Annotated in this window: 17 protein-coding genes; 6 read left to right on the plus strand and 11 right to left on the minus strand. The window is 38.3% G+C overall.

Annotation, left to right across the window (positions count from 1 at the left end; genetic code table 11):
- Positions 1–73 precede the first annotated feature (73 nt).
- A complete protein-coding gene (locus ACMA47_RS05625) occupies positions 74–529 on the plus strand; it encodes a DUF1801 domain-containing protein (RefSeq protein WP_413929019.1) in 456 nt (151 codons plus the stop codon).
- Between the two features lie 288 nt (positions 530–817).
- Here the strand turns inward: ACMA47_RS05625 and ACMA47_RS05630 are convergent, their stop codons facing one another.
- The 5 genes from ACMA47_RS05630 to ACMA47_RS05650 are packed head-to-tail and all read right to left on the minus strand — an operon-like array spanning position 818 to position 9,741.
- Positions 818–2,083 (minus strand): TolC family protein, encoded by a 1,266-nt coding sequence (locus ACMA47_RS05630; protein ID WP_413929020.1) that lies wholly within the window; start codon positions 2,081–2,083, stop codon positions 818–820.
- Positions 2,073–5,168 carry an efflux RND transporter permease subunit gene (locus tag ACMA47_RS05635; RefSeq protein WP_413929021.1) on the minus strand — a complete coding sequence of 1,032 codons (3,096 nt, stop codon included), beginning with the start codon at positions 5,166–5,168 and terminating at the stop codon, positions 2,073–2,075. The genes ACMA47_RS05630 and ACMA47_RS05635 overlap by 11 nt, the downstream gene beginning before the upstream one ends.
- Before the next feature lie 15 nt (positions 5,169–5,183).
- Positions 5,184–6,287 (minus strand): efflux RND transporter periplasmic adaptor subunit, encoded by a 1,104-nt coding sequence (locus ACMA47_RS05640; protein ID WP_413929022.1) that lies wholly within the window; start codon positions 6,285–6,287, stop codon positions 5,184–5,186.
- A gap of 59 nt (positions 6,288–6,346) precedes the next feature.
- On the minus strand, positions 6,347–9,019 hold the full coding sequence (gene mgtA, locus ACMA47_RS05645; RefSeq protein ID WP_413929023.1) for a magnesium-translocating P-type ATPase: 2,673 nt from the start codon (positions 9,017–9,019) through the stop codon (positions 6,347–6,349).
- A 23-nt stretch (positions 9,020–9,042) separates the two neighbouring features.
- The gene (locus ACMA47_RS05650; RefSeq protein WP_114820450.1) at positions 9,043–9,741 is read right to left on the minus strand and encodes an MgtC/SapB family protein; all 699 of its coding nucleotides are present in this window, start codon (positions 9,739–9,741) and stop codon (positions 9,043–9,045) included.
- 407 nt (positions 9,742–10,148) lie between these two features.
- Between ACMA47_RS05650 and ACMA47_RS05655 the strand changes: the two genes are divergently transcribed.
- On the plus strand, positions 10,149–11,000 hold the full coding sequence (locus ACMA47_RS05655) for an EamA family transporter (protein WP_413929024.1): 852 nt from the start codon (positions 10,149–10,151) through the stop codon (positions 10,998–11,000).
- A gap of 83 nt (positions 11,001–11,083) precedes the next feature.
- Here the strand turns inward: ACMA47_RS05655 and ACMA47_RS05660 are convergent, their stop codons facing one another.
- Together ACMA47_RS05660 and ACMA47_RS05665 are read right to left on the minus strand one after the other, a co-directional pair.
- Positions 11,084–12,445, minus strand: a complete 1,362-nt coding sequence (locus ACMA47_RS05660; RefSeq protein WP_413929025.1) for an ATP-binding protein — start codon at positions 12,443–12,445, stop codon at positions 11,084–11,086.
- Between the two features lie 31 nt (positions 12,446–12,476).
- A complete protein-coding gene (locus ACMA47_RS05665) occupies positions 12,477–13,178 on the minus strand; it encodes a response regulator transcription factor (protein ID WP_413929026.1) in 702 nt (233 codons plus the stop codon).
- A gap of 146 nt (positions 13,179–13,324) precedes the next feature.
- Between ACMA47_RS05665 and ACMA47_RS05670 the strand changes: the two genes are divergently transcribed.
- Together ACMA47_RS05670 and ACMA47_RS05675 are read left to right on the plus strand one after the other, a co-directional pair.
- Positions 13,325–13,954, plus strand: a complete 630-nt coding sequence (locus ACMA47_RS05670; protein WP_413929027.1) for a YiiX/YebB-like N1pC/P60 family cysteine hydrolase — start codon at positions 13,325–13,327, stop codon at positions 13,952–13,954.
- A gap of 160 nt (positions 13,955–14,114) precedes the next feature.
- Complete coding sequence (locus tag ACMA47_RS05675; protein WP_413929028.1) at positions 14,115–14,426, plus strand: NIL domain-containing protein; 312 nt, start codon at positions 14,115–14,117, stop codon at positions 14,424–14,426.
- 375 nt (positions 14,427–14,801) lie between these two features.
- Here ACMA47_RS05675 and murA read toward each other — a convergent pair whose 3' ends face one another.
- Both murA and ACMA47_RS05685 read right to left on the minus strand, forming a co-directional pair.
- Positions 14,802–16,109, minus strand: a complete 1,308-nt coding sequence (gene murA, locus ACMA47_RS05680; RefSeq protein WP_034695010.1) for a UDP-N-acetylglucosamine 1-carboxyvinyltransferase — start codon at positions 16,107–16,109, stop codon at positions 14,802–14,804.
- Positions 16,109–16,777, minus strand: coding sequence for a DUF4290 domain-containing protein (locus ACMA47_RS05685; protein WP_034695011.1), 669 nt, complete (start codon positions 16,775–16,777; stop codon positions 16,109–16,111). Before ACMA47_RS05685 ends, murA begins: the two co-directional genes overlap by 1 nt.
- Before the next feature lie 187 nt (positions 16,778–16,964).
- Between ACMA47_RS05685 and ACMA47_RS05690 the strand changes: the two genes are divergently transcribed.
- Positions 16,965–18,404, plus strand: coding sequence for an alpha-amylase (locus tag ACMA47_RS05690; RefSeq protein WP_413929029.1), 1,440 nt, complete (start codon positions 16,965–16,967; stop codon positions 18,402–18,404).
- A gap of 283 nt (positions 18,405–18,687) precedes the next feature.
- Here the strand turns inward: ACMA47_RS05690 and ACMA47_RS05695 are convergent, their stop codons facing one another.
- Together ACMA47_RS05695 and ACMA47_RS05700 are read right to left on the minus strand one after the other, a co-directional pair.
- The gene (locus ACMA47_RS05695) at positions 18,688–19,098 is read right to left on the minus strand and encodes a thiol-disulfide oxidoreductase DCC family protein (protein ID WP_120232147.1); all 411 of its coding nucleotides are present in this window, start codon (positions 19,096–19,098) and stop codon (positions 18,688–18,690) included.
- A 4-nt stretch (positions 19,099–19,102) separates the two neighbouring features.
- Positions 19,103–19,570, minus strand: coding sequence for a heme-binding domain-containing protein (locus tag ACMA47_RS05700; RefSeq protein ID WP_413929030.1), 468 nt, complete (start codon positions 19,568–19,570; stop codon positions 19,103–19,105).
- Between the two features lie 449 nt (positions 19,571–20,019).
- Here ACMA47_RS05700 and katG point away from each other — a divergent pair, with 449 nt between their 5' ends.
- The gene (gene katG, locus ACMA47_RS05705) at positions 20,020–22,299 is read left to right on the plus strand and encodes a catalase/peroxidase HPI (protein WP_413929031.1); all 2,280 of its coding nucleotides are present in this window, start codon (positions 20,020–20,022) and stop codon (positions 22,297–22,299) included.
- The last annotated feature ends 107 nt before the right edge of the window (positions 22,300–22,406 follow it).

Here is a 22,406-nt window from a genome sequence, read left to right on the forward strand (position 1 = left end):
GCAGTTGCATTCGTGTGGCTGCCTTTTTTGTGATAATTTTCTAAAATAATCGTATTTTAGAAAAAAATAAAAAATGCAGATTCAATCAGTTTCTATAGAAGATTATATCTCAAAAATTCCTGAAGAAAGACAGGAAGCTTTTAAAAAGCTTTTTGATACGGTGAATGACAATCTCCCGAAAGGTTTTGAAGAAGCCACCAATTACGGGATGATTGGTTGGGTAGTTCCTTTGGCAACATTTCCTGCCGGATATCACTGTGCACCCGGGACACCGCTGCCATTCATCAATCTCGCTTCCCAGAAGAATTTTATAGCATTGTATCATATGGGACTGTATTCAACGCCGGAACTTCTCGACTGGTTTGTGGCAGAATATCCTAAACACTCCAAAAAGAAACTGGATATGGGAAAATCCTGTGTACGCTTCAAAAAAGCAGAAGATATTCCTTTTGAGCTGATCGCTGAACTCAGTAAAAAAATGACTGCAGACGATTGGATTAAAATTTATGAATCACAGTATAAGAGATAAAAAAAGCTCCGAAATCTTTCTGATTTCGGAGCTTTTTTATGCTCGAGGCTGGAAGCTGGAAGTAATATTTGTTTTTAAAACTACCGATCGTCATTCCTTCATGAACATTCTAAATATTTAAAAGTTAATTAAAGGGTCTGTATTCATTCACCGGCTTCCAGAAGCCTCCATCTCCCAGCTTCTCTCTTCCAGCTAAAACGAATCTTTAATACTAAAAAAGTTAATTAAAGGGTCTGTATTTATTCACTGACTTCCATAAACCTCCGTCCTCCAGCTCCCATCTTCCAGCTAAAAATGAATATCCCAAATTCCTGCTTTCCTTTCAAGTTCAATCAAAGCTGCTGCGTTATCGGCAAGAGCCTGGTAATAATCTTTTCGCACATTATTATAGGTTCTCTGGGCATTCAGAACTTCAAGGATAGAGCTTTCTCCTCTTTTGTAGCTGTAGGTAATCCCTTCCAGAATGCTTTGTGCTTCTGAAAGCATGCCGTTATGGAATTGTTTGAGCTGTTTCTGTGTCGCTGTATACTGTTGATAGGCCTGCATTACTTCAGCTTTTATACCTTGCTCAATCTGCTTGTATTCAACTTCAGCCTGTGAATGAGCCATTTCTGCGATTTTCAACCCGGCATTTCTCCTGTTGGAAAATTTTAAAGGAATACTAATACCCATTTTTACAGCATTTACAGTTGGAGAAGGTGCAATTTCGTTAGTAGCTTCGGTATGGCGTTCTGCTCCGGCACTGATGCCAAGATCTATGACCCGATTGGCTTTTTCAAGATTGATCTGACTTTTGGTAACCTCTGTATTTTGTCTGGCTGCCATTAAATCTGCTCTTTCATTCAATGCCTGAAGAATCAGATCATCAATGCTGAAATCTCTGTTGAAGACGTTAAAATCTCCGGTAACATCTCTTCCTGTTATTTTGCTGTCTCCAAGAAATACAGATAAACCGGTGATCGCCTGTTGTTCTGCACTTTCTGCCTGATATACTTCATTAAGCAAAGAAGCGGCTTCCAGTTTACTCTGTTTGGAAGTGACTAATGTTATTGTTCCTAATTTGTAACGAATACTGTCGGATTTTGCCAGTTGCTGCATATTTTGATAAGAATCCTGCTGCACTTCAAGCAAAGCTTTGGATTTTAAAGCCTCAATATATCCTAAACTGGCATCTGCACGGAGATTCCTGAAAAAATCCTGCAACTGTATTTTGCTTAGTTCAGATTGGTTTCTGGCCAGATTAACACGAGCTTTTCTTTTGCCACCCAGTTCAAGTGTCCAGCCGATTGATGCTCCATAGACATACCCCATACTTTGATTTATTCCATTATTGGTGGTTTCCATTTCCAGTTGAGGGTCAGGAAACATGTTAGCGGTTTGAATAGCTGCTTCAGCCATACTTACATTATATTTCTGAGAAGCATAGCCCAGATTTTTATTTCCGACAAGACTCAGGTATTCTTCAAATGGTAAAAGCTCTTTTTCCTGTGCCTTTATCCCTGTAATATTAAAAAGAACTACAGATAATATGATAATATGAACTTTAATTTTCATCTGATTCCAAATTTTGTTTTTCGCTTCGACGTTCAGCCATAAAATAAATAGCCGGCAGCACGAAGAGGGTTAAAATAGTAGAGAACATCAATCCGTAGACAATTACAGTTGCCAGGGGACGTTGTACATCAGAACCGATTCCTGTGGCCAATGATGCAGGGAAAAGCCCGATTACAGCAACCGTTGCGGTCATCAGTACAGGTCTGAAACGGTCTTTTGCACCTTTGATGGCAGCGTGTTTCAATTCATATCCTTTTTTACGCAGATCGTTGATGTGGGAAATCATAATAACTCCGTTCTGGATGGCAACTCCGAAGAGTGCGATGAATCCTACTGCAGAAGAAACATTCAGAGACATACCTCGGATATTGAGTGCCAGCATTCCGCCAAATAAAGCCAGTGGAACAATAGACATCAGAACCAAAGCCTGTCTGAAATCTCCAAATGCACCATATAATAACAGGAACATGATGGCTAATGCCAATGGAACAATAAATGCCAATCTGGAATAGGCTCTGTTTTGATTTTCAAACTGTCCGCCCCATTTGATCTGGTATTTTTCATGATCGTACTTAATGTCTTTTTCAATTTTATCCTGTGCATTTTTCAGGAAAGAAGAAAGGTCAGTGCCTCTTAAGTTAAGCTTTACCGTAAGATGTCGTTTATTCATTTCTCTGGTAATGGTGCTTTCTCCGGTACTTAATTTTACTTCTGCGACCTGTGATAAAGGGATTTTTGCTCCGGAAGCTGAGGTAAGCATCAGGTTTCCGATTTTGTCTGGTGTGTCGCGGCTGTCTTCTGTATAACGGCATGAAATATCATACACTTTATTACCGATAAAGATCTGGGAAATGGCTTTTCCACCTAATGCAACCTCAATGAGATCGGCTACATCGGCTACATTCAAACCGTACTGAGCAATCTTATCTCTGTTGGCAATAATCTGCAATTGAGGCAATGGCGGTTCCTGATCGATAGCAAGGTCTGCCGAACCCGGAATTTTATTTAAAGTAGACAATACATTATCTGCAATTCGTCTGGTTTCTTTAAAATCTTCACCATATACTTTTACGACCAGTTCGCTGTGAGCTCCGGAAATTTTATCCATTACTCCGTCAATCATAGGTTGTGAGAAACCTACGGTGAATCCTGGCATATCTTTATAATCAGCTGCCAGTTCTTTGATGAGGTCTACTTTTGTTTTTCCGGCTGGCCATTCGCTGTAAGGTTTTATTCCGACAGAAACTTCAAAGTGGGAAGCCGTCCACGGGTCGGTACCGTCATCGTTACGTCCTGCCTGAACCATCATATAAGTAATTTCAGGATGTTTTAAAGTATGGGCACGTAAGGTGTCACTCATTTCTTTTGATTTGGCTAAAGAAATTCCGGGTGGTAGCTGTACCTGAAGCCATATAGAACCTTCATCCAGCTCGGGAAGGAAATCTTTTCCTACATGATAGGAGAGAATTCCGGCAGATACTAGGACAATCATAATAGGAATGATCACTCTTTTTGGGGTCTGCATTATTTTTTCAATACGCTTTCCGTAGGCTGTGCTTATTTTTTCAAGCCATTTATTGTGATAGATCTTCTGTGGTTTTCGATAGATCACATACGCTAATCCGGGAATCAGAAGTAATGCTACAGCGAGTGCTCCCAACAGAGCATATCCTACAGTAAAAGCCATGGGGGTAAATAATTTTTTTTCTACTCTTTCAAATGCGAACAGAGGCAGATAAGCCGTAATGATAATAATGGTGGAAAAGAAAATAGGCTTGGCTACTTCAATTACTCTTTGGGTAATGGTTTTTTCTTCCAGTGTCTCTTCAGAATTTTCTTCTCGTTTCTTCAGAATGGTTTCCAGCATGACGATGGCTCCGTCTACAATAATTCCGAAATCAATAGCTCCCAATGAAAGCAGATTGGCGGGAATATCTGTGAATTGCATTAATATAAAAGCAATTAATAAGGAAAGCGGAATAGTAATCGCTACCAGTAATGCTCCGCGCCAGCTTCCAAGAAATACAATCAGGACGATAATAACTAATACAATTCCTTCGGTAAGGGTATGGGAAACTGTTGTAAGTGTTGTTTTGACAAGGTCTGTTCTATCCAGAAATGGATGGATTTTTACTCCGGGAGGAAGTGTTTCATTATTCAGTTCTTCAATCGCTTCATGAACACCTTCTAATACTTGTGAAGGATTTTGACCTCTTAATAAAAGTACAATTCCTTCCACACTTTCAGAATAATTACGCTTTTTGTCTGTGTAGCCAAGAATTCCTTTCCTTTCCAGATTTCCGTATTTCAATGTTCCTACATCATTCAGAAAAACAGGAACTCCGTTTTGGGTTTTGACTACAATTTTGCCAAGATCATCTAAATCTTTTACCAAACCTATTCCACGGATTACATAGGCAAGATTTCCACGGGGAAGCATACTTCCTCCGGCGCTCACGTTATTTTTGGAGATGGTTTCGGTAACTTCAGAAAGTGACAGTCCATATTGTTCAAGTTTATGGGGATCAAGTTCAATCTGAAACTGGGTGGTAATTCCCCCGAAATTGGTGACATCAGCAATTCCTGAAACTTGTTTGATTCTGGGAATAATCACAAACTTTTGTAAATCTGTAAGCTCCCGCAGACTATGGTTATTACTTTCGATAATATAACGATAAACTTCGCCAATAGGAGAGGTGAGAGGATCTAATCCTGGCTGTGCACCATAAGGAAGCTCCACATCCGTCAGTCTTTCCTGAATACGCTGTCGTGCCCAGTAATCGTCTATGCCATCATCAAAAACAATGGTAATAATAGAAAGGCCGAAAGTACTTTTGCTTCGCATCACATGCATTCCCGGAAGTCCGTTCAGAGATCTTTCCAAAGGAATGGTAATTTGCTGTTCTACTTCTTCGGCAGCCAGTCCCGGAACCTGTGTTACCACCTGGGAAGTTACATCGGCAATATCGGGATAGGCTTCAATGGAGAGTCTGGTCCAGGAATAATACCCGAAGAACCCCAGCAAAAGGAAGAGAGCAAGCATAAGCCATCTCTTCTGTATAGAGATTGTTAGTAATTTCTTCATAGTTTTTCATTTACATTATTTCGCATCCAGCATATAAATTCCTCCTTCAGTCATGATGGTTTCTCCGGTTTTTAATCCTGATATAATTCTTACTGTTTTCTGATCGGTTTCTCCTGTGGTCACAGAACGTTTTGTATATTGATTCTTACCTGTTTTTACCCATACATACTGGGAATCATTCTGCTGCATCAAAGCGGTTACAGAAATCATCACTGTCTTTTCCGGAGTTGTTGAAAAGTTGACTGTGGCGTACATGCCCGGCTTTAGCTTTCTGTCCGGGTTGTCACATTCAATAAGAACTTTGATGCTTCGGGTATCTTCGTCTACAATTTCATTGATATGGTATACTTTTCCGGTAATATTTTTGTCAGGATAGGCGCTTACCTTGACGGAAACCTGGTCTCCGGTATTGACAAAACGGATGTCTTTTTCCTTTACGTCACCGGAAATCCAGACTTTTGATAATTCTGCGATGATCATGACGGGATCTGCATCTCCTTTCAGATATTGACCATTTACAATTTTATTGGAAATAATTTCTCCGTTAATAGGCGCTCTTACCACAAGTGGACTTCCTATACCTCCACCTTTGCTGTTGTAGACCTTCAAGGCAGAAGAAGCATTGGATAGGGATGTTTTTTTATTTTTAAAATCGGTTTCTGCTTCATCCAGTTCTTTCTGGATTCCAACTCCATGTTTTACGAGATCCTGCTGGCGTCTGTAATTTTTTTCTGCAAGCTGTACATCATTCAGTGCATCCGTATAATCTTTTTGAACCGAAAAATAATCGGAGGAAAGGATTTCAAAAAGAGGACTTCCGGCGGAAACATTTTGCCCAAGCTGAATAAAAGATTGGGTAATTCTTCCGGAAAAAGGACTGGCAATTTCCGCATAATGATTGGGAATGGCCTGGATTGTTCCCGCTGAAACCACACCATCACTGTGTTCCTGTTCGGTAACGACCTGTGTTTTAATTTTTTTGAAAACGGGATTGTTTTCAGGAACGGTGACCTGATCGTTTTTGATGAGGAGATCCTGTTCCTGCGGAGTTTCACTTTTGGGGTTTTTACAAGAGGTAACAATTGACAAAAGTACCATTGTTAAGACTGTTTTTTTCATATAAGTTATTTATAACCATTATTTTATATCTATAGATTCGCTGGCTGTAATTTTTGTTATTAAAGCCACTGTCCGAATTTTCTGATAAACCATTGTTTCACAAACTGGGTTAAAACACAATATCCTGTAAGAATTCCTATTAAATAAGGGAAATAACTCAGAGGTAAAGGCTGCATTTTGAGATATACGGCCATTGGACTAAAGGGAATCAGAATTCCGATCAGCATGATTAAACTTGTTAATGCAACTACCGGTGTAGCGGCCCAGCTTTGGATAAATGGAATTTTTTTCGTTCTGATGATGTGAACAATCAAGGTTTGGGATAATAAACCTTCCACAAACCATCCTGTCTGAAACAAACCCTGTTGTTCAGGTGTATTGGCTTTGAAGATAAAAAACAGAATTGCAAAAGTCACATAATCGAAGATGGAGCTCAAAGGACCTATGTACAACATGAACTTTTTAATGCTTCCGGCATCCCATTTTTTTGGTTTTTCCAGAAAATCCTTATCCATTGTATCCCATGGAATGGAAGACTGTGATATATCATACAGTAAATTCTGTGTCAGAATCTGAAGCGGAAGCATAGGCAAAAACGGAAGTAATGCACTGGCTCCAATCATACTGAACATATTCCCGAAGTTGCTGCTGGCCGTCATTTTTATATACTTCACAATATTCCCGAAAGTTCTTCTTCCGTAGATTACGCCGCTTCGAAGGACCATCAGATCTTTTTCCAACAGGATGATATCCGCACTTTCTTTGGCAATGTCTGCTCCGGTATCAACGGAAATTCCTACATCTGCTTCTTTTATAGCTGCAGCATCATTAATTCCGTCACCCATAAAACCAACGGTGTGACCTTTTGATCTTAATATTTTTACAATACGCTGCTTTTGTAATGGACTTACCTTTGCAAAAACAGAGTAGAGATCCATATCCTTACGAAGTTCGTCATCACTCATATGTTCCAGTTCATCACCCAGCATAATAGTATTGATAGGAATTCCTACATCATGGCATATTTTTTTAGCAACAATATCATTATCTCCGGTTACCACTTTTACTTCAACACCCAGCTTGTGTAAAGCTTTGATACTCGGCTCTGCTGAAGGTTTTGCCGGATCAAGAAATCCCATAAATCCTGTAAGGGTAAGGTGAGTTTCGTCAGCAACAGAATAATTCAATGGATGATCACCTTCAAATTCCCGGATGGCAATTAATAATACACGAAGTCCTTCCGCATTCAGTTTTTCAGACATTCTGATAATCTGCTGTTTCATAAGATCATCCAAGCGAACACTATTGTCATTCTCAATATGCAGACTGCGGTCTTCTCCCGGATCTAAGGCATATTGACATAAAGGAAGCATTTCTTCCACTGCTCCTTTGCAGATCATCAGATGTTTTCCTTTCGATGTATTCAGAATGACGGACATTCTTCTTCTTTCAAAGTCAAAAGGAATTTCATCCACTTTTTGATACAGTTCATCCGCTTTCATCAGATTGTGAACTTCAGCATGATCCAGGACAGCCTGATCTAAGAGATTTTTGAGTCCGGTTTGATGGAAACTGTTAAGGTAGCCCCATTTCAATACTTCATCGTCTTCAATACCACGAACGTTGAGGTGGGTTTCCAATACAATTTTGTCCAGTGTAAGGGTTCCTGTTTTATCCGTACACAGGATATCCATAGCTCCGATATTCTGGATGGCATTGAGTCTTTTAACGATTACTTTCTTTTTACTCATATTGACTGCTCCTTTGGCAAGGTTGGCAGTAACAATCATAGGAAGCATTTCAGGAGTCAATCCTACAGCTACCGCAATGGCGAATAACAGTGCCTGCATCCAGTCTCCTTTTACCAATCCGTTGATAAGGAAAATAACAGGAGTCATGATCAGCATAAATCTGATCAGCAGATAGCTCACTTTATTGACTCCGATATCAAAGGCAGTCTCCGGTCTTTTAGAAGCCAGACTTCTGCTGATACTTCCGAAATAAGTGAAAATACCAGTATTAGCTACAACAATCGTTGCTGATCCGCTTACCACATTCGTACCCATAAAACAGATATTCTGAAGGGCGAGAGGATTACGGTATTGGGCATCTTTGATGGGAAGTGCATTTTTCTCAACCGGAAGGGCTTCTCCCGTAAGAATGGATTCGCTGATGAAAAGATCTTTGCTTTTAAGAATCCTGCAGTCGGCCGGAACCATATCACCTGCGGAGAGAATAATAATATCTCCAGGAACAATTTCCGTGATTTCTATTTCTTCACTCTCATTGAATTTTCTTTTGGTAAGACAGCTTGTTTTTACCATCTTTTTTAAAGCTTCTGCCGCTTTATTGCTTCGGAATTCCTGAATGAATCTTAAAACTGTACTGAACAGAAGCATCATTGATATGATAATACTGGTACTGAAATCTTTTTCCCCCACAGGGACAAGAATCGCATCAATGAATAATGAGATGATGGCAATGCAGGCCAGAATATAATTAAATGGATTAAAGAATGAATGGGCAAACTGTTTCAGCCATGAGGGCGCTTTTTGCGTAGCAATTTCATTCTTTCCATAAATTTTCAGACGGTCTTTTACGGTGTTTTCGCTGAGTCCTTCTTCTGAGGTTTCCAGTAGGGCATACACCATTTTTTCATTCTCGGCTGCAGCTTCTTTCAATTTTACAAGAGCGGCAGAATTGAGATTTTTGTTTGAAGATTTTTTTAACATTGCTTCAAGGGTTGTTTTTACTGTTACAAATCGTTTTCGGTACCTATAATTTCCCAGCTTACTTTGATGACTTTATCTTCAATTGTCAGTCTGCTGGCTGTTTTTTCCATGAAACTGTCCTGTGGAGTAGAAGCATGTACTTCCGCTGTAATGATGGCATTTTCAGGCAGGCCATTGTCATCGCTGGTAAGAGATTTCAGCAATACTTTATCATTTCCGCTCAGAGACTGCATGAGTTGTACACGGACATGATTTTCCACTTCACTTTTGCATTTGATGCTGAGAAGGTATTCTGTATAATGGTTTCTGCTGTTGATATTGTTCCCCAGTTTTACGCCTAAAGGTCGGAGGATGATATGGGTGAGGATAATAAATCCGCTGGTAATAGCTGCTTCTACGGGAAATCCCATAGCACTCAGAGCACCTACAGAGGCAGAACACCAGATGGTAGCAGCGGTATTGAGTCCTCTCACGGTGAGACCATCTTTCATGATAACGCCTCCTCCTAAAAAACCAATCCCGCTTACAATGTAAGAGGCTATTCTGCCTGTAGCATCTCCTCCAATTCTTATAGAAAGAAGTACGAATGCTGCAGAGCCAAGGCATACCAGAGTGTTGGTACGGAGACCTGCACTTTTCTGGCGCCACTGTCTTTCAAAACCAATGCTGGCACCAAGGGCAAATGCGGTAAGGAGACGAAGGGTAAATTCTAATGTAGTCATAACTTTTCCTGTTGTTATAAAGCTTTTCAGCTGTACGGGAAAAGTTGGTACAACTAAAGCTTTTAAGATTGATAATTACTGTAGGGATCTGAGTCCATATGCTTTATTTTTTTTACTGTGCAAAAGTAGAACGGTCTCCTTTTTTTTACCGTTAGAAAAGCTTTAGAATGTTATTAGAAAATCATTAGAGAAAGTTACTTCCTGCTTTTCTTGATGATTTTGCAGGAAATATTTATTTATTATATCCTGTTAATATGTGTAAACTGTACCCATGGTAAGAAATAAAATTTCAATACATTTGGAGGCTGATTTTTGTAGAGCGAATTTTACAATTTGTCATATAAAATAACAGCTTGTTTAATCCCGGAGACTTCTTTCCAACATCTTTTGAATTATATATTTTAGAAATGAAAAAATCAAACTTAGCAATACCAGCTACGCTTTTAGCGATTATCTGTGTGCAGGGAGGTGCTTCCATTGCAAAGCAGCTTTTTCCTGCTATCGGAGCTATTGGTACGGTTACTTTAAGAATTGTACTTTCTGCGGTTTTGCTTACGTTGATTAACCGTCCGAAATTTTTACAATTTGACCGTCAGAAATGGAAATACTGTGCGATCTATGGAGTTGGATTGGCTGCAATGAATCTTATTTTCTATATGGCTATTCAAAGAATTCCTCTGGGACTGGCGGTGACTGTAGAATTTGCAGGTCCTTTATTTCTTGCTTTGGCATTGTCCCGAAAGTTGTTAGATGTAATATGGGCATTGCTGGCTTGTGTTGGAATTCTGTTGATTGTTCCATGGAAAAGTGATCATGTAGATTTATTAGGACTTGGACTTGCCTTTCTGGCGGGAATTTTCTGGGCACTTTATATTATCATGGGTGGAAAAGTTTCCAAAATAATGGATGGAAAAGATGCGGTTACCACTGGGATGATTTTTGCAAGTCTGGTGATTATTCCTTTTACGATATGGGATGGTGCTGTTTTCAATATTACCCCAACTATTTTTATGAAAGGACTCGGTGTGGCTATTCTTTCGAGTGCTTTACCTTTTTCATTGGAAATGATGGCCTTGAAAAAACTTCCTGCAAAGACTTTCAGTATTCTGATGAGTCTGGAACCTGCATTTGCAGCACTTTCCGGATTGGTTTTTCTTGCTGAAGAATTATCTTTTTTACAGTGGATTTCTATTGCCTGTGTGATTGCTGCAAGTATAGGGACGACTGTTTTCAATAAGAAATCTCTTTCTCATGATTGATGAAATTTTTTTAAACCATTAAGCTAATTAAGATTGTAAGGAAAGTTAAGATTCAAATAAATTTGAATGAAGCTTTTGATCCATTATTGGGTAATAAACTCTACCTTAAAAACCGTTTTATTCTGTTCTGATATCACAGAGATTTTTGCATTGTGAAGTAGAATAATTTTCTGAGTAAGAAATAATCCTATTCCATGGCCCTTTTCCTGTTTTGAAGTTTCGCTTCTGTAAAAAGGTTCGAAAATATGCTGTAAATCTTCTTTGGTAATGCTATTTCCGGTATTGGTAAAACGTATTGTAAGAATTTTTGAATTGGTATTTACATCAATCAGACAAGTATGTTCCGGTGAATATTTGCAGGCATTATCAATAAGATTGTTGAAGGCCACCTGAAGAAGATACTCATTTCCCTGAATGATAAGCTGATGCTCTTCCACGGAATCTTCTATATTCAGAGAAACTTTATATCCTGAATTTTCTTTGGTGATTTTGGTATAAGATTCCAGAAGAACTTCATCAAGACGTACTTCCGAAAAACTGATTTCATTGGGATCATAGCTTGCTTTGGCAAGATCCATTAAACTATTCGACAGTTTTACCATATTTCGGGCATCACCCAGTGCATATTGAATGGTTTCCTGGTATTCTTCTTTGGTTTTATCTTTTTCAGAAGCCAGTTCCAGTTCAGTAATAATGGCGGATAAAGGGGTTCTCAGTTCATGTGAAATATTAGAGACAAAATGTTTTTGTGAATCAAAAGAATTTTCAAGCCGTTCCAGCATTCCGTTGAAATTTTGAGCAAGTTCATTCAGCTCATCTTTTTCCTTCGTTGTTTTCAGACGCAATTGAAGTTTTCCGGCTGTAATTTTTTTAATTTGACTAACCATTTCACTGAGCGGGCTCAATGCTTTTTTGGAAAGAAATATTCCTGCCAGATAAATCAAAATCAAAATAATGAAGAATGAAATAATACTGATGGTAAGAAGATGTGTGAGATAATCATATCCGTATTTATCGTAAGCTGCTGCAGTTACCGCATATGTTTTTCCTTCATAATGGTAGGTCATCCCGATCACCTGCAAATCATTTAAAAAGAAATTGATTTTCTTCTTTTGAAATATCTGAGCAAGCATTTCCGGAGTCTCTTTTACGTAATCTACTTTGGCATCATCATGATAAATCAATTGCTTATGGGAATTATAAATGGCAACCTGAACTTCATTCAATGTTCTGGTGTTGTTTTTATAAAGTTTATGCATTTCCTGTTCGGGAAGGGAGCTTCGGAAAAATAAATCAGCCTTGGCAATCGCTTCGTTCTGAAGTTCACTGTAAAAAGATTTTTCTCTGGCTTCTTTGGATGAATAATAGATCGAAATACTGTAAATACTTAAAAGCATTGCAGTGATTAAGGTAAAAAGCAGGGTAAGTCTGGTTCTTATTTTCATCCCGATATTTTTAGTTTATCTCATTGATTTACTATACAGTACCTGATTCGTAGTCTTTTTTCAGAATAAATCCCATACCGGATTTGGTGTGGATCAGTTTGGTTTCAAAATCTTTATCTATTTTTTTTCGGAGATAATTGATATAGACATCAATGAAATTAGTCCCCGTATCAAAATGGGTTTCCCATACTTTCTCTGCAATTTCAGTTCTGGAAAGAACCCTTTCGGAATTTTCCAGCATGAATTTTAAAAGGTTAAATTCTTTTGGAGTTAATTTGATAGGCATTTGATCACGGCTCACTGTTTTTTGTTCCAGGTTCATTTCAATACCTTCATATTTAAGAACAAAAACTTTTTGATGTAACTGTTGTGAAAAACGTTTCAGAAGTACCTTTATCCTTGCTACCAGTTCCCGCATTTCAAAAGGCTTGGTGAGATAATCATCTGCTCCGGCATCAAATCCTTCCAACTTGTCATCAGTAGTTCCCAGTGCAGTAAGCATAATGACAGGAAGATTGGGTTTTAAAGCTTTGATCTCATGGCAAAATTCAAGACCATCTTTTTTGGGAAGAATAATGTCGGTCACTACTAGATCAAAATTTGTCTGTAAAGCCAGTTTCACACCTGTGACTCCGTCATATGCCACAGTGACCTCAAATTCAGCTTCCTGAAATCCCTTTGCTATCAATTTTGAAAGCCTGTCGTCGTCTTCAACTAATAAAATATGGGGCATAAGATTCTTGGAATGTTTGGGTTGGTGTGAGGAATAGATCAATATTCCCACAAATGTAATGAATTCTATTTTGTAATTTTGATACCGAAAAGTATAATAGAATGTCTGAATTTAAAACATTTTTTAATAGAAGAATCAAAGGAATTATGATAACTGGACTCTTGTCCTGTTTAATGGTTTTGTTGATCCAGTGTAATCACTCATATCCAAGTAATGTACAGCTCAAAAATGGAGATCTTCTTTTTGTAACAGCAAAAGAATCGGGACTTTCCGGGGCGATCAATAATGTTACTCAAAAACAAAAGGCAGCTTCATTTGATCACATAGGAATTCTGGAAAAAGAAGGCAACCGGATGTTTGTTCTGCACGCTGCTCCTAAAGGTGGTTCTCAGAGACAGGATTTGAAGGATTTTATTAAAGATCAGAAAGAAGAAGGGCAGGAGGTTATTGTTTACCGATTAAAACCGGAATATCAGAAAGCAATTCCCGAAGCTATTAAAAAAGCATATTCCATGTTAGGCAAACCATACAATTTCAATTATATTCTGGATGAACAATCCTATTACTGTTCAGATTTTGTGGAAAGAGCTTTTCGGGCAGAAAATATTTTCAAACTGGAACCGATGACGTTTATTGATCCGAAAACAGGAAAAACAAATGCATTCTGGGAAGAATTTTACACTAAGAAAAAGCTGAAAGTCCCTGAAGGAGAGCCGGGTTGCAACCCTAACGGACTGGCCGGTTCTGACAAATTGGAAAGAGTAGGAAATTTTTAAAATATAAGAAGAAGCTGAACAGGCTTCTTTTTTTTATGTTAAATTTTAAAAAATATTAGTCTACTAATTTGGTGGACTAATATTTTTTTATATTTTTGTCACAGATTTAAATGCAGAACGCAATATGATCTGACAATGTTTAACCCAAAAATGTTTAGCAATGATTACACCTAATCCCGGCCTGCAGGTTTTGCAAAATAAAATAAGCTTGCCTAAAAAAGAATTATTACTGGAAATAGAGTTGAATGGCAAAATGAAATTTGAACATTTAATGAATACCATCTATAATCAGTTTGGAATTTGCCATAGAGTGTTATCTGCTAATGTAGAGTACGTGAACGGATATAGTTTCGGTTCGGTACAGTTATATATTAATGTCAATTCAGAAGATTTTCAGCAGCTTGAAGTCTATCTGAATAAAAATAAACTTATCAATACGACGGTAGAATATACCTGTAGAACCTATTTTTAAGTGAGATTCATATAGTTTTAATTACCAAAGTGTCCGGTGTTTTACCGGGCACTTTTTATTTTTACAAAAGAAGATGATAAATACATTAAAAAGATCAATCGTTAACCGGGACAAAATTCCCCTCCTCTGGAGGGGTGTCAAAAATTCAAAGAATTTTTGACGGGGTGGTAAAACAAAAAAACGCTCAGATATCCTGAACGTTTTTAAATAAAATTCTTGACTTATCCCTTTATTTATACTTAAGATTAATAAAGGTTTTCTTATTGATAACCCTTCGACAGGCTCAGGGTGACATAATACCAACCGAAATTTTAAGTGTTGTCAGGCTGAGCCTGTCGAAGCTATTATTAAAAGGATTAGCTCAATAAAATAATTTTAGATTCTTTCGATGTCAGCACCAATAGCTCTTAGCCTTCCATCAATATTTTCATATCCTCTGTCGATTTGCTCGATATTGTGGATAATAGATTTTCCTTCTGCAGAAAGAGCAGCAATAAGGAGGGCGTTTCCAGCTCTGATATCCGGGGAAACCATCGTAGTTCCTCTTAACGGAGCTTCCTGATTCAATCCGATTACTGTAGCTCTGTGCGGATCACATAAAATGATCTGAGCGCCCATATCGATTAATTTATCCACAAAGAATAATCTGGACTCAAACATTTTCTGATGAACCAGAATACTTCCTTTTGCCTGAGTAGCTACCACTAGAATAATAGATAATAAATCCGGTGTAAATCCTGGCCAAGGCGCATCCGAAATCGTAAGGATAGAACCGTCAATAAATTTCTGAATTTTGTAATGTTCCTGAGCAGGAATGTAGATATCATCACCGCTTTGCTCAAGCTCAATTCCTAATTTTCTGAAGGTATTCGGGATCACACCAAGTTGGTTCCAGTTGACATTTTTGATGGTGATTTCAGATTTTGTCATGGCTGCAAGACCAATCCATGATCCGATTTCCACCATATCCGGAAGCATCGTGTGCTCCGTTCCTCTAAGGTAGTCAACCCCTTCAATTGTAAGAAGGTTGGATCCGATTCCTGAGATATTAGCACCCATTCTGTTCAGCATTTTACATAATTGCTGAAGATAAGGTTCGCAGGCAGCATTGTAGATTCTTGTTTTTCCTTTTGCCAGAGCTGCTGCCATTACAATATTAGCCGTTCCGGTAACAGAAGCTTCTTCCAACAGGATGAATTTTCCTCTTAATTCTTTAGCTTTTAAAGAATAGAAATATTCCTCTTCATCATAATTGAATTCAGCACCTAATTCAACAAGTCCCTGAAAGTGAGTGTCCAATCTTCTTCTTCCGATTTTATCACCTCCCGGAGTCGGCATATAAGCTTCTCCATAACGGGCAAGCATTGGTCCCATCAGCATAATGGATCCACGTAATTTTGCTCCGTCCTTTTTGAACTCGTTAGATTTTATATAATCAAAATTAACCTGATCAGCCTTGAAAGTATAATCTCCCTGTCCGTTTTTAGTAATTTTTACACCAAAATCTCCAAGAATTTCAATCAGTCTGTTCACATCATGAATATCCGGAATATTTTTGATTCTTACCTCTTCGTCCGTCAGAAGAACCGCACATAAAATTTGTAGAGCCTCATTCTTGGCTCCTTGTGGAGTTATTTCACCCTGCAGTCTTTTTCCTCCTCTTATTTGAAATGTTCCACTCATTATTTTCTGTTTTTATGATTGTTATTATGCCTTCTCTTGTTAGGCTGGTTATTATTGTTTTTATTATTATTGTTATTCCTGTTGTTATTGTTATTATTTCGGTTGTTGTTATTGCTGGTGTAATAGATTTTACTCTTTTCAAGAGAGTCTATTCCGGTAAGATCCAACCTGTTTTCAGACAGTTCTTTCAGGTGGCGGAAAATTACATCATCCGTCACATGTTCTTTATTATAGACATTATAAGACTTCTTCATATTGTTGGCAATCACCTCGATAAGGGCTTCTTTTTCATCACCCGTTTCCAGTTCAATTGCTTTTTCTATCAATTGAAGAATACTTTTTCCGTAGAACTTAAAGTCACCTTGAAGTTTTGGATATTCCATTCTTTTTGGTTTTTCTGCCAGCTCTTCCATCGTAGGGAAGGGATAAGGAGAATCTACATCCAGATCATGATTGGCAAGAATATAAAGATGGTCCCAAAGTTTATGTTTATAATTTTCCTCGTCGCGAAGTTGTGGGTTTCTCTGACCCATAAAATCGATGATTGCCATAGCCATTTCGTTCCTTTCCTCTTTGGTAGGAAGTTCTTTGCAGCGCTCAACCAACTGTTGTATAATTCTGCCATATTCTGGCATATGAAGCTGAGTTTTTTGGGTATTGTATTCCATAGTATGCAAATATATGGATTAAAAGAAAAATTGTCTCGGGATTCTGAAAAATTTATGATTTTTTAATGAAAAATTTGAATGCCTTTCTTATTGATTTATTGTGGAAAATGAAAATATTTCCCATTCATTTGAATTTGTTTTTAATAAAATTGTATCTTGTTTAATAGATTGATAATTAATTAAAGCGATGAAAAAAACAAACTTTTTCCTTTCACTGCTGGCTTTAGCATTAGTAAGCTCATGTAGAACCAGTGATGAATTGACAACTGAACCTTCCAGACAGGAAGAGGTTCACAACAAAACAGTGAATGTTACCCATCATGATGGCCGACCTTTCAGTACAGGAAGCGGTTCAGGTTCTGCACAAAGTAAATTCACAGCCGGACCGGGTGGTGGAGTTCTGATGCAAGGTTTTTACTGGGATGTTCCGGAAGGGGGTAACTGGTGGAATACCGTTAAAGACAAATTGATTGCATGGTCTACTGCCGGAATTGGTGCTGTATGGTTACCGCCAGCATCAAAAGCTCAGAATGGGGCTTATTCTATGGGATATGACCCTACCGATTATTATGATTTTGGAGATTTTAATCAAAATGGAAGTACAGAAACCCGTTTCGGATCAAGAGCTGAGCTGGAAGCATTGATTACAAAGGCACATGCTGAAAATATGCAGGTGTATGCAGATATTGTCATCAATCATAACAGTGGAGGACAATCCGAAGCCAATCCTTTTACAGGAACCAATACCTGGACGAATTTTTCAGGAGTGGCATCCGGAAAATTCCAGAGAAACTATAATGACTTTTATAAAAATTCTTACGGGAATAATGATGAAGGAGCCTTTGGTGGCTTCCCGGATTTATGTCACGCTAATCCTCATGTGCAGGACTGGCTTTGGGGAAGAGACGATTCCGTGGCAAAATATTATAAAAATGTGATGAAATTTGATGGCTGGAGGTTTGATTACGTTAAAGGTTTCGGGCCATGGGTGGTCAATACCTGGAATTCTAAAGTAGGAGGATTTTCAGTTGGAGAATTATGGGATTCCAACGTCAATACATTAGAGTGGTGGGCAAATAATGCGAACAGTTCCGTATTCGATTTTGCTGCTTATTATAAAATGGATGAAGCCTTTGATAACGGTAACCTAAACGTTCTGAATGATGATATGATGTGGAAAAGAAATCCCTACAAAGCAGTCACTTTTGTTGCTAATCATGATACCGATATTATTTACAATAAAATGCCGGCCTATGCTTATATCCTCACCCATGAAGGTTATCCGACCATTTTTTACAGAGATTATGAAGAATGGTTAAACAAAGAAAGACTGAACAACCTCATCTGGATTCACAATAATAAAGCCACCGGAACAACTTCCATTCTGTATACTGATAACGATGAATATATTGCAAGACGTAATGGTTACAACGGTAATCCAGGGCTTGTTGTTTATATCAATACCTCTTCAAGCTGGCAGGAAAGATGGATAGAAACGAACTGGAGCAGTCAGCAGATCAAAGATTTCACAGGAAATTCAAGTTGGTATCCAACAACTCAGGGAGATAAATGGGTGAAAATCCAATGTCCGCCAAATTCTTATTCTGTGTGGTCGCCGAATTTATGAGTAATGAGCAATCGGTAATGAGTAATGATAAATGATGAATTATGAATTATGAAGTTGGTAGCAGGTTGTTATTCAGTTTAATTTCCATTAAACATTAAACATTAAACATTAAACATTAAACATTAAACATTAAACATTAAACATTAAACATTAAACAAGAACATCTATACGTCTTATTTGTCATTCCGTAGGAATCCATACAATCCATTATTTTCAATGTCAAATTGTATGAGTTTTTTACGGAATGATATTTTTATAGGTTCAATGAAATTGTGTAAGAAAATTACACCTGAATAAATTTTTTCTTCTGATGCTGATCCGGTAAATAACATTTCTGATTGGCCAGTTTCATTCTGTTTCTGGAAATGACATCATACACTTTGTCACTTAAAGATGCTGGCAGGATTTTCCCAACAAAGGAAAGTTTATAAACTCCTCCCAGTAAATTAGCAATTTCCAGAACGGCTCTTGATTTGATCTGATAATACCGTCCGGGTTTCCAAAGATACATCGTATTGAATACATTGGTTTCAAGCCCTCTTTCTGATAAAAACTGCTGTCCGAAATCAGATTGAAGAGAAGCAAACATGAATTGGTCTTTTTTGTCTCTCTCCAAAATCCACTGCACCCAGAAATTACAAACTCCGCAATCTCCGTCAAAAAAAACAATATGTTTATTTTCCCAACTTTCCATGACTTTATTTATTAAACATGATTCCTCTTTCAGTGTCTTCTTTTACTTTTTTGAAATATTGAACAAGATCTGCACGCTGTTCATCTGACAATTTAGCATTCTGATGACCTAAATAATAAGACTCTAGCGGCATTTCTTTTTTCTCAACCATTTCTATACATTCTTCCAACTTATGAATCTGTCTCTGAGGTTCATATACTGCAAAGGTAGAAAAATTAAGATGTTTTCTGCCTTCATCAATATGATTTTTTACCCACCATGAAGTTGGGGAAATACTGCTATACCATGGATATTTGGTTTCATTAGAGTGGCAGTCATAGCAGGATGTTCTGAGGGTACGGGCAATTTTTTCCGGAGTATTTTTAATTTTTAGAAAGTCCATTCCTGGAGTAAGTGGTGGATTTGTTTTATCAATTGGGAAAAACTGGATGATGATAAAGGCAACGAGAATCACAACAATTATTTTTTTCATAGTGTTCATGTTTGGTCAATATAAAGGTAGTTAATTTATTTTTAGTGGGATAAAGCTGGAAGTTGGGAGGAGGAAGAGGGAAGTGCTTTTAGAAATCGTTGAAATAGTGTGTTTTTTCAGAAATTATCAAGTTACTTTTCATACTGCTGCTCAACTTTCTTCTTCCAGCCTCTAACTTCCTTTCTCCTTTAAAATTCTTACGTTGAGTAATTCTAAATTGGGCTGTATGCTGCTGTTTTTATTTAAGTTAATCTGAAAAATGACTAACTTAATACCTCAATTATGTCTTAGCTTTAAAGCTGTTGAAAATATTTATTTATAGTTTTTAACTATCGTTGAAATAAAAATTAATAGATTGTATTTATCAGTGAAACGTTGTAGGTTTGTCATGTTCTTACAATAGAAAATTGAAACTGTATTAATCAACATAAAAAATAAAATAAACGACAATGGAAAAAGATTTGAATGACATCAGTAAATGCCCGTTTCACAACGGAACAATGAAGAAGAGCGTAGCAGGCGGAGGAACCCAGAATTCTGATTGGTGGCCGGATCAGCTTAGAGTAGATCTTCTGCGTCAGCATTCTTCCCTTTCAGATCCTATGGATAAGGATTTTGACTATGCCAAAGCATTCGAAAGCCTTGATCTGGAGGCAGTAAAAAAAGACCTTCATGCATTGATGACAGACTCTCAGGATTGGTGGCCGGCAGACTTTGGTCATTATGGTCCTCTGTTTATCCGTATGGCCTGGCATAGTGCCGGAACATACCGTGTAGGGGACGGAAGAGGTGGAGCAGGAGCCGGGCAACAGCGTTTCGCCCCATTAAACAGCTGGCCTGATAACGTAAGTCTTGATAAAGCAAGAAGATTATTGTGGCCTATCAAACAAAAATATGGTAGAAACATTTCATGGGCAGACCTTTTAATCCTTACAGGAAATATCGCCCTTGAATCAATGGGCTTCAAAACATTTGGATTTGCAGGAGGACGTGCAGACGTTTGGGAACCGGATTCCGATGTATATTGGGGATCAGAAAAAACTTGGCTTGGAGGTGATTTACGTTATGCCCACGGTTCAGAAGGAGTTGTAGAAGGACAATCAGCCGTGCTTCCTACCGATGATAATGCGGATGGTGATATTCATTCAAGAAATCTTGAAAATCCATTGGCTGCCGTACAGATGGGACTTATTTATGTAAACCCTGAAGGTCCGGACGGAAATCCCGATCCTATTGCAGCTGCTAAAGATATCCGCGATACTTTCGGACGTATGGCGATGAATGACGAAGAAACCGTTGCTTTGATTGCCGGAGGACATACTTTCGGTAAAACCCATGGAGCAGGTCCTGCAGATCATGTAGGAAAAGAGCCTGAAGCTGCAGGAATTGAACAGCAGGGACTTGGATGGGCAAGCACTTATAAATCAGGAAGCGGAAAAGATGCTATTTCCAGTGGTCTGGAAGTAACCTGGACAGAAACTCCGACTCAGTGGAGTAATTATTTCTTTAAAAACCTTTTCGAAAATGAATGGGAATTGACAAAAAGCCCTGCCGGAGCTCACCAATGGGTAGCTAAGGATGGAGCTGATATTATTCCTGATGCATTCGATTCTTCTAAAAAGCATAAACCAACAATGCTTACCACAGACCTTTCTTTGAGACTGGATCCTGTTTACGAAAAAATTTCAAGACACTTTTACGAAAACCCTGATGCCTTTGCCGATGCTTTTTCTAGAGCATGGTTTAAACTGACACACAGAGATATGGGACCACGTGCCCGTTATTTAGGACCGGATGTTCCACAGGAAGAATTGATCTGGCAGGATCCTATTCCGGAAGTGAATCATGAATTGGTGGATGGAAATGATGTAGAAGCATTAAAATCAAAAGTATTAAACTCAGGATTAAGCAATGCTGAACTGATCTCTACAGCATGGGCTTCCGCTTCTACTTTCAGAGGAAGTGATAAACGTGGTGGGGCCAACGGAGCAAGAATCAGACTAGAGCCTCAAAGAAACTGGGAAGTAAACAATCCTTCACAACTGAATAAAGTATTAAACGTACTGGAAGGCATCCAAAAAGAATTCAATGATTCTCAAAACGGAGGTAAAAAAATATCATTGGCAGATTTAATTGTACTAGCAGGAAATGCTGCTGTAGAATCTGCCGCAAGAAATGCTGGTCAGGAGGTGAAAGTTCCTTTTGCTCCGGGAAGAATGGATGCTTCTCAGGAACAGACGGATGTAGAATCTATGGGTTACCTTGAGCCTGCTGCTGATGGATTCCGTAATTATCTGAAAAGAAAATACACGGTATCTACCGAATCTTTATTGATTGATAAAGCGCAGCTTTTAACTCTTACTGCTCCTGAATTGACGGTATTGATAGGAGGAATGCGTGCTTTGGATACGAACTTTGACGGTTCAAAACATGGCGTATTCACCAACCGTCCGGGAGTTCTTACCAATGACTTCTTCGTGAATCTTCTGGATATGGGAACGCAGTGGAAAGCAATGTCAGATGACAGAGAACTGTATATGGGAACTGACCGTTCAACAGGTCAGCCAAAATGGACGGCAACACGTGCGGACCTTGTTTTCGGATCTAATTCTGAATTGAGAGCCGTGGCTGAAGTATACGGAAGTGCTGATGCTCAAGGTAAGTTTGTGAAAGACTTTGTGGCAGCATGGACGAAGGTGATGAATCTGGATAGGTTTGATCTGGTCTAATAAGTAAAAATGAAAATAAGGAGAGGCAGCTTTTAAGGCTGCCTTTTTTTATATATCACGTTCATATTTCATTTTAGAATAAAAAAAACCACCCTTAAAAAAGGATG

It is taken from the genome of Chryseobacterium sp. T20, assembly GCF_047345655.1.
In the GTDB taxonomy this organism is placed as follows: Bacteria; Bacteroidota; Bacteroidia; order Flavobacteriales; family Weeksellaceae; genus Chryseobacterium.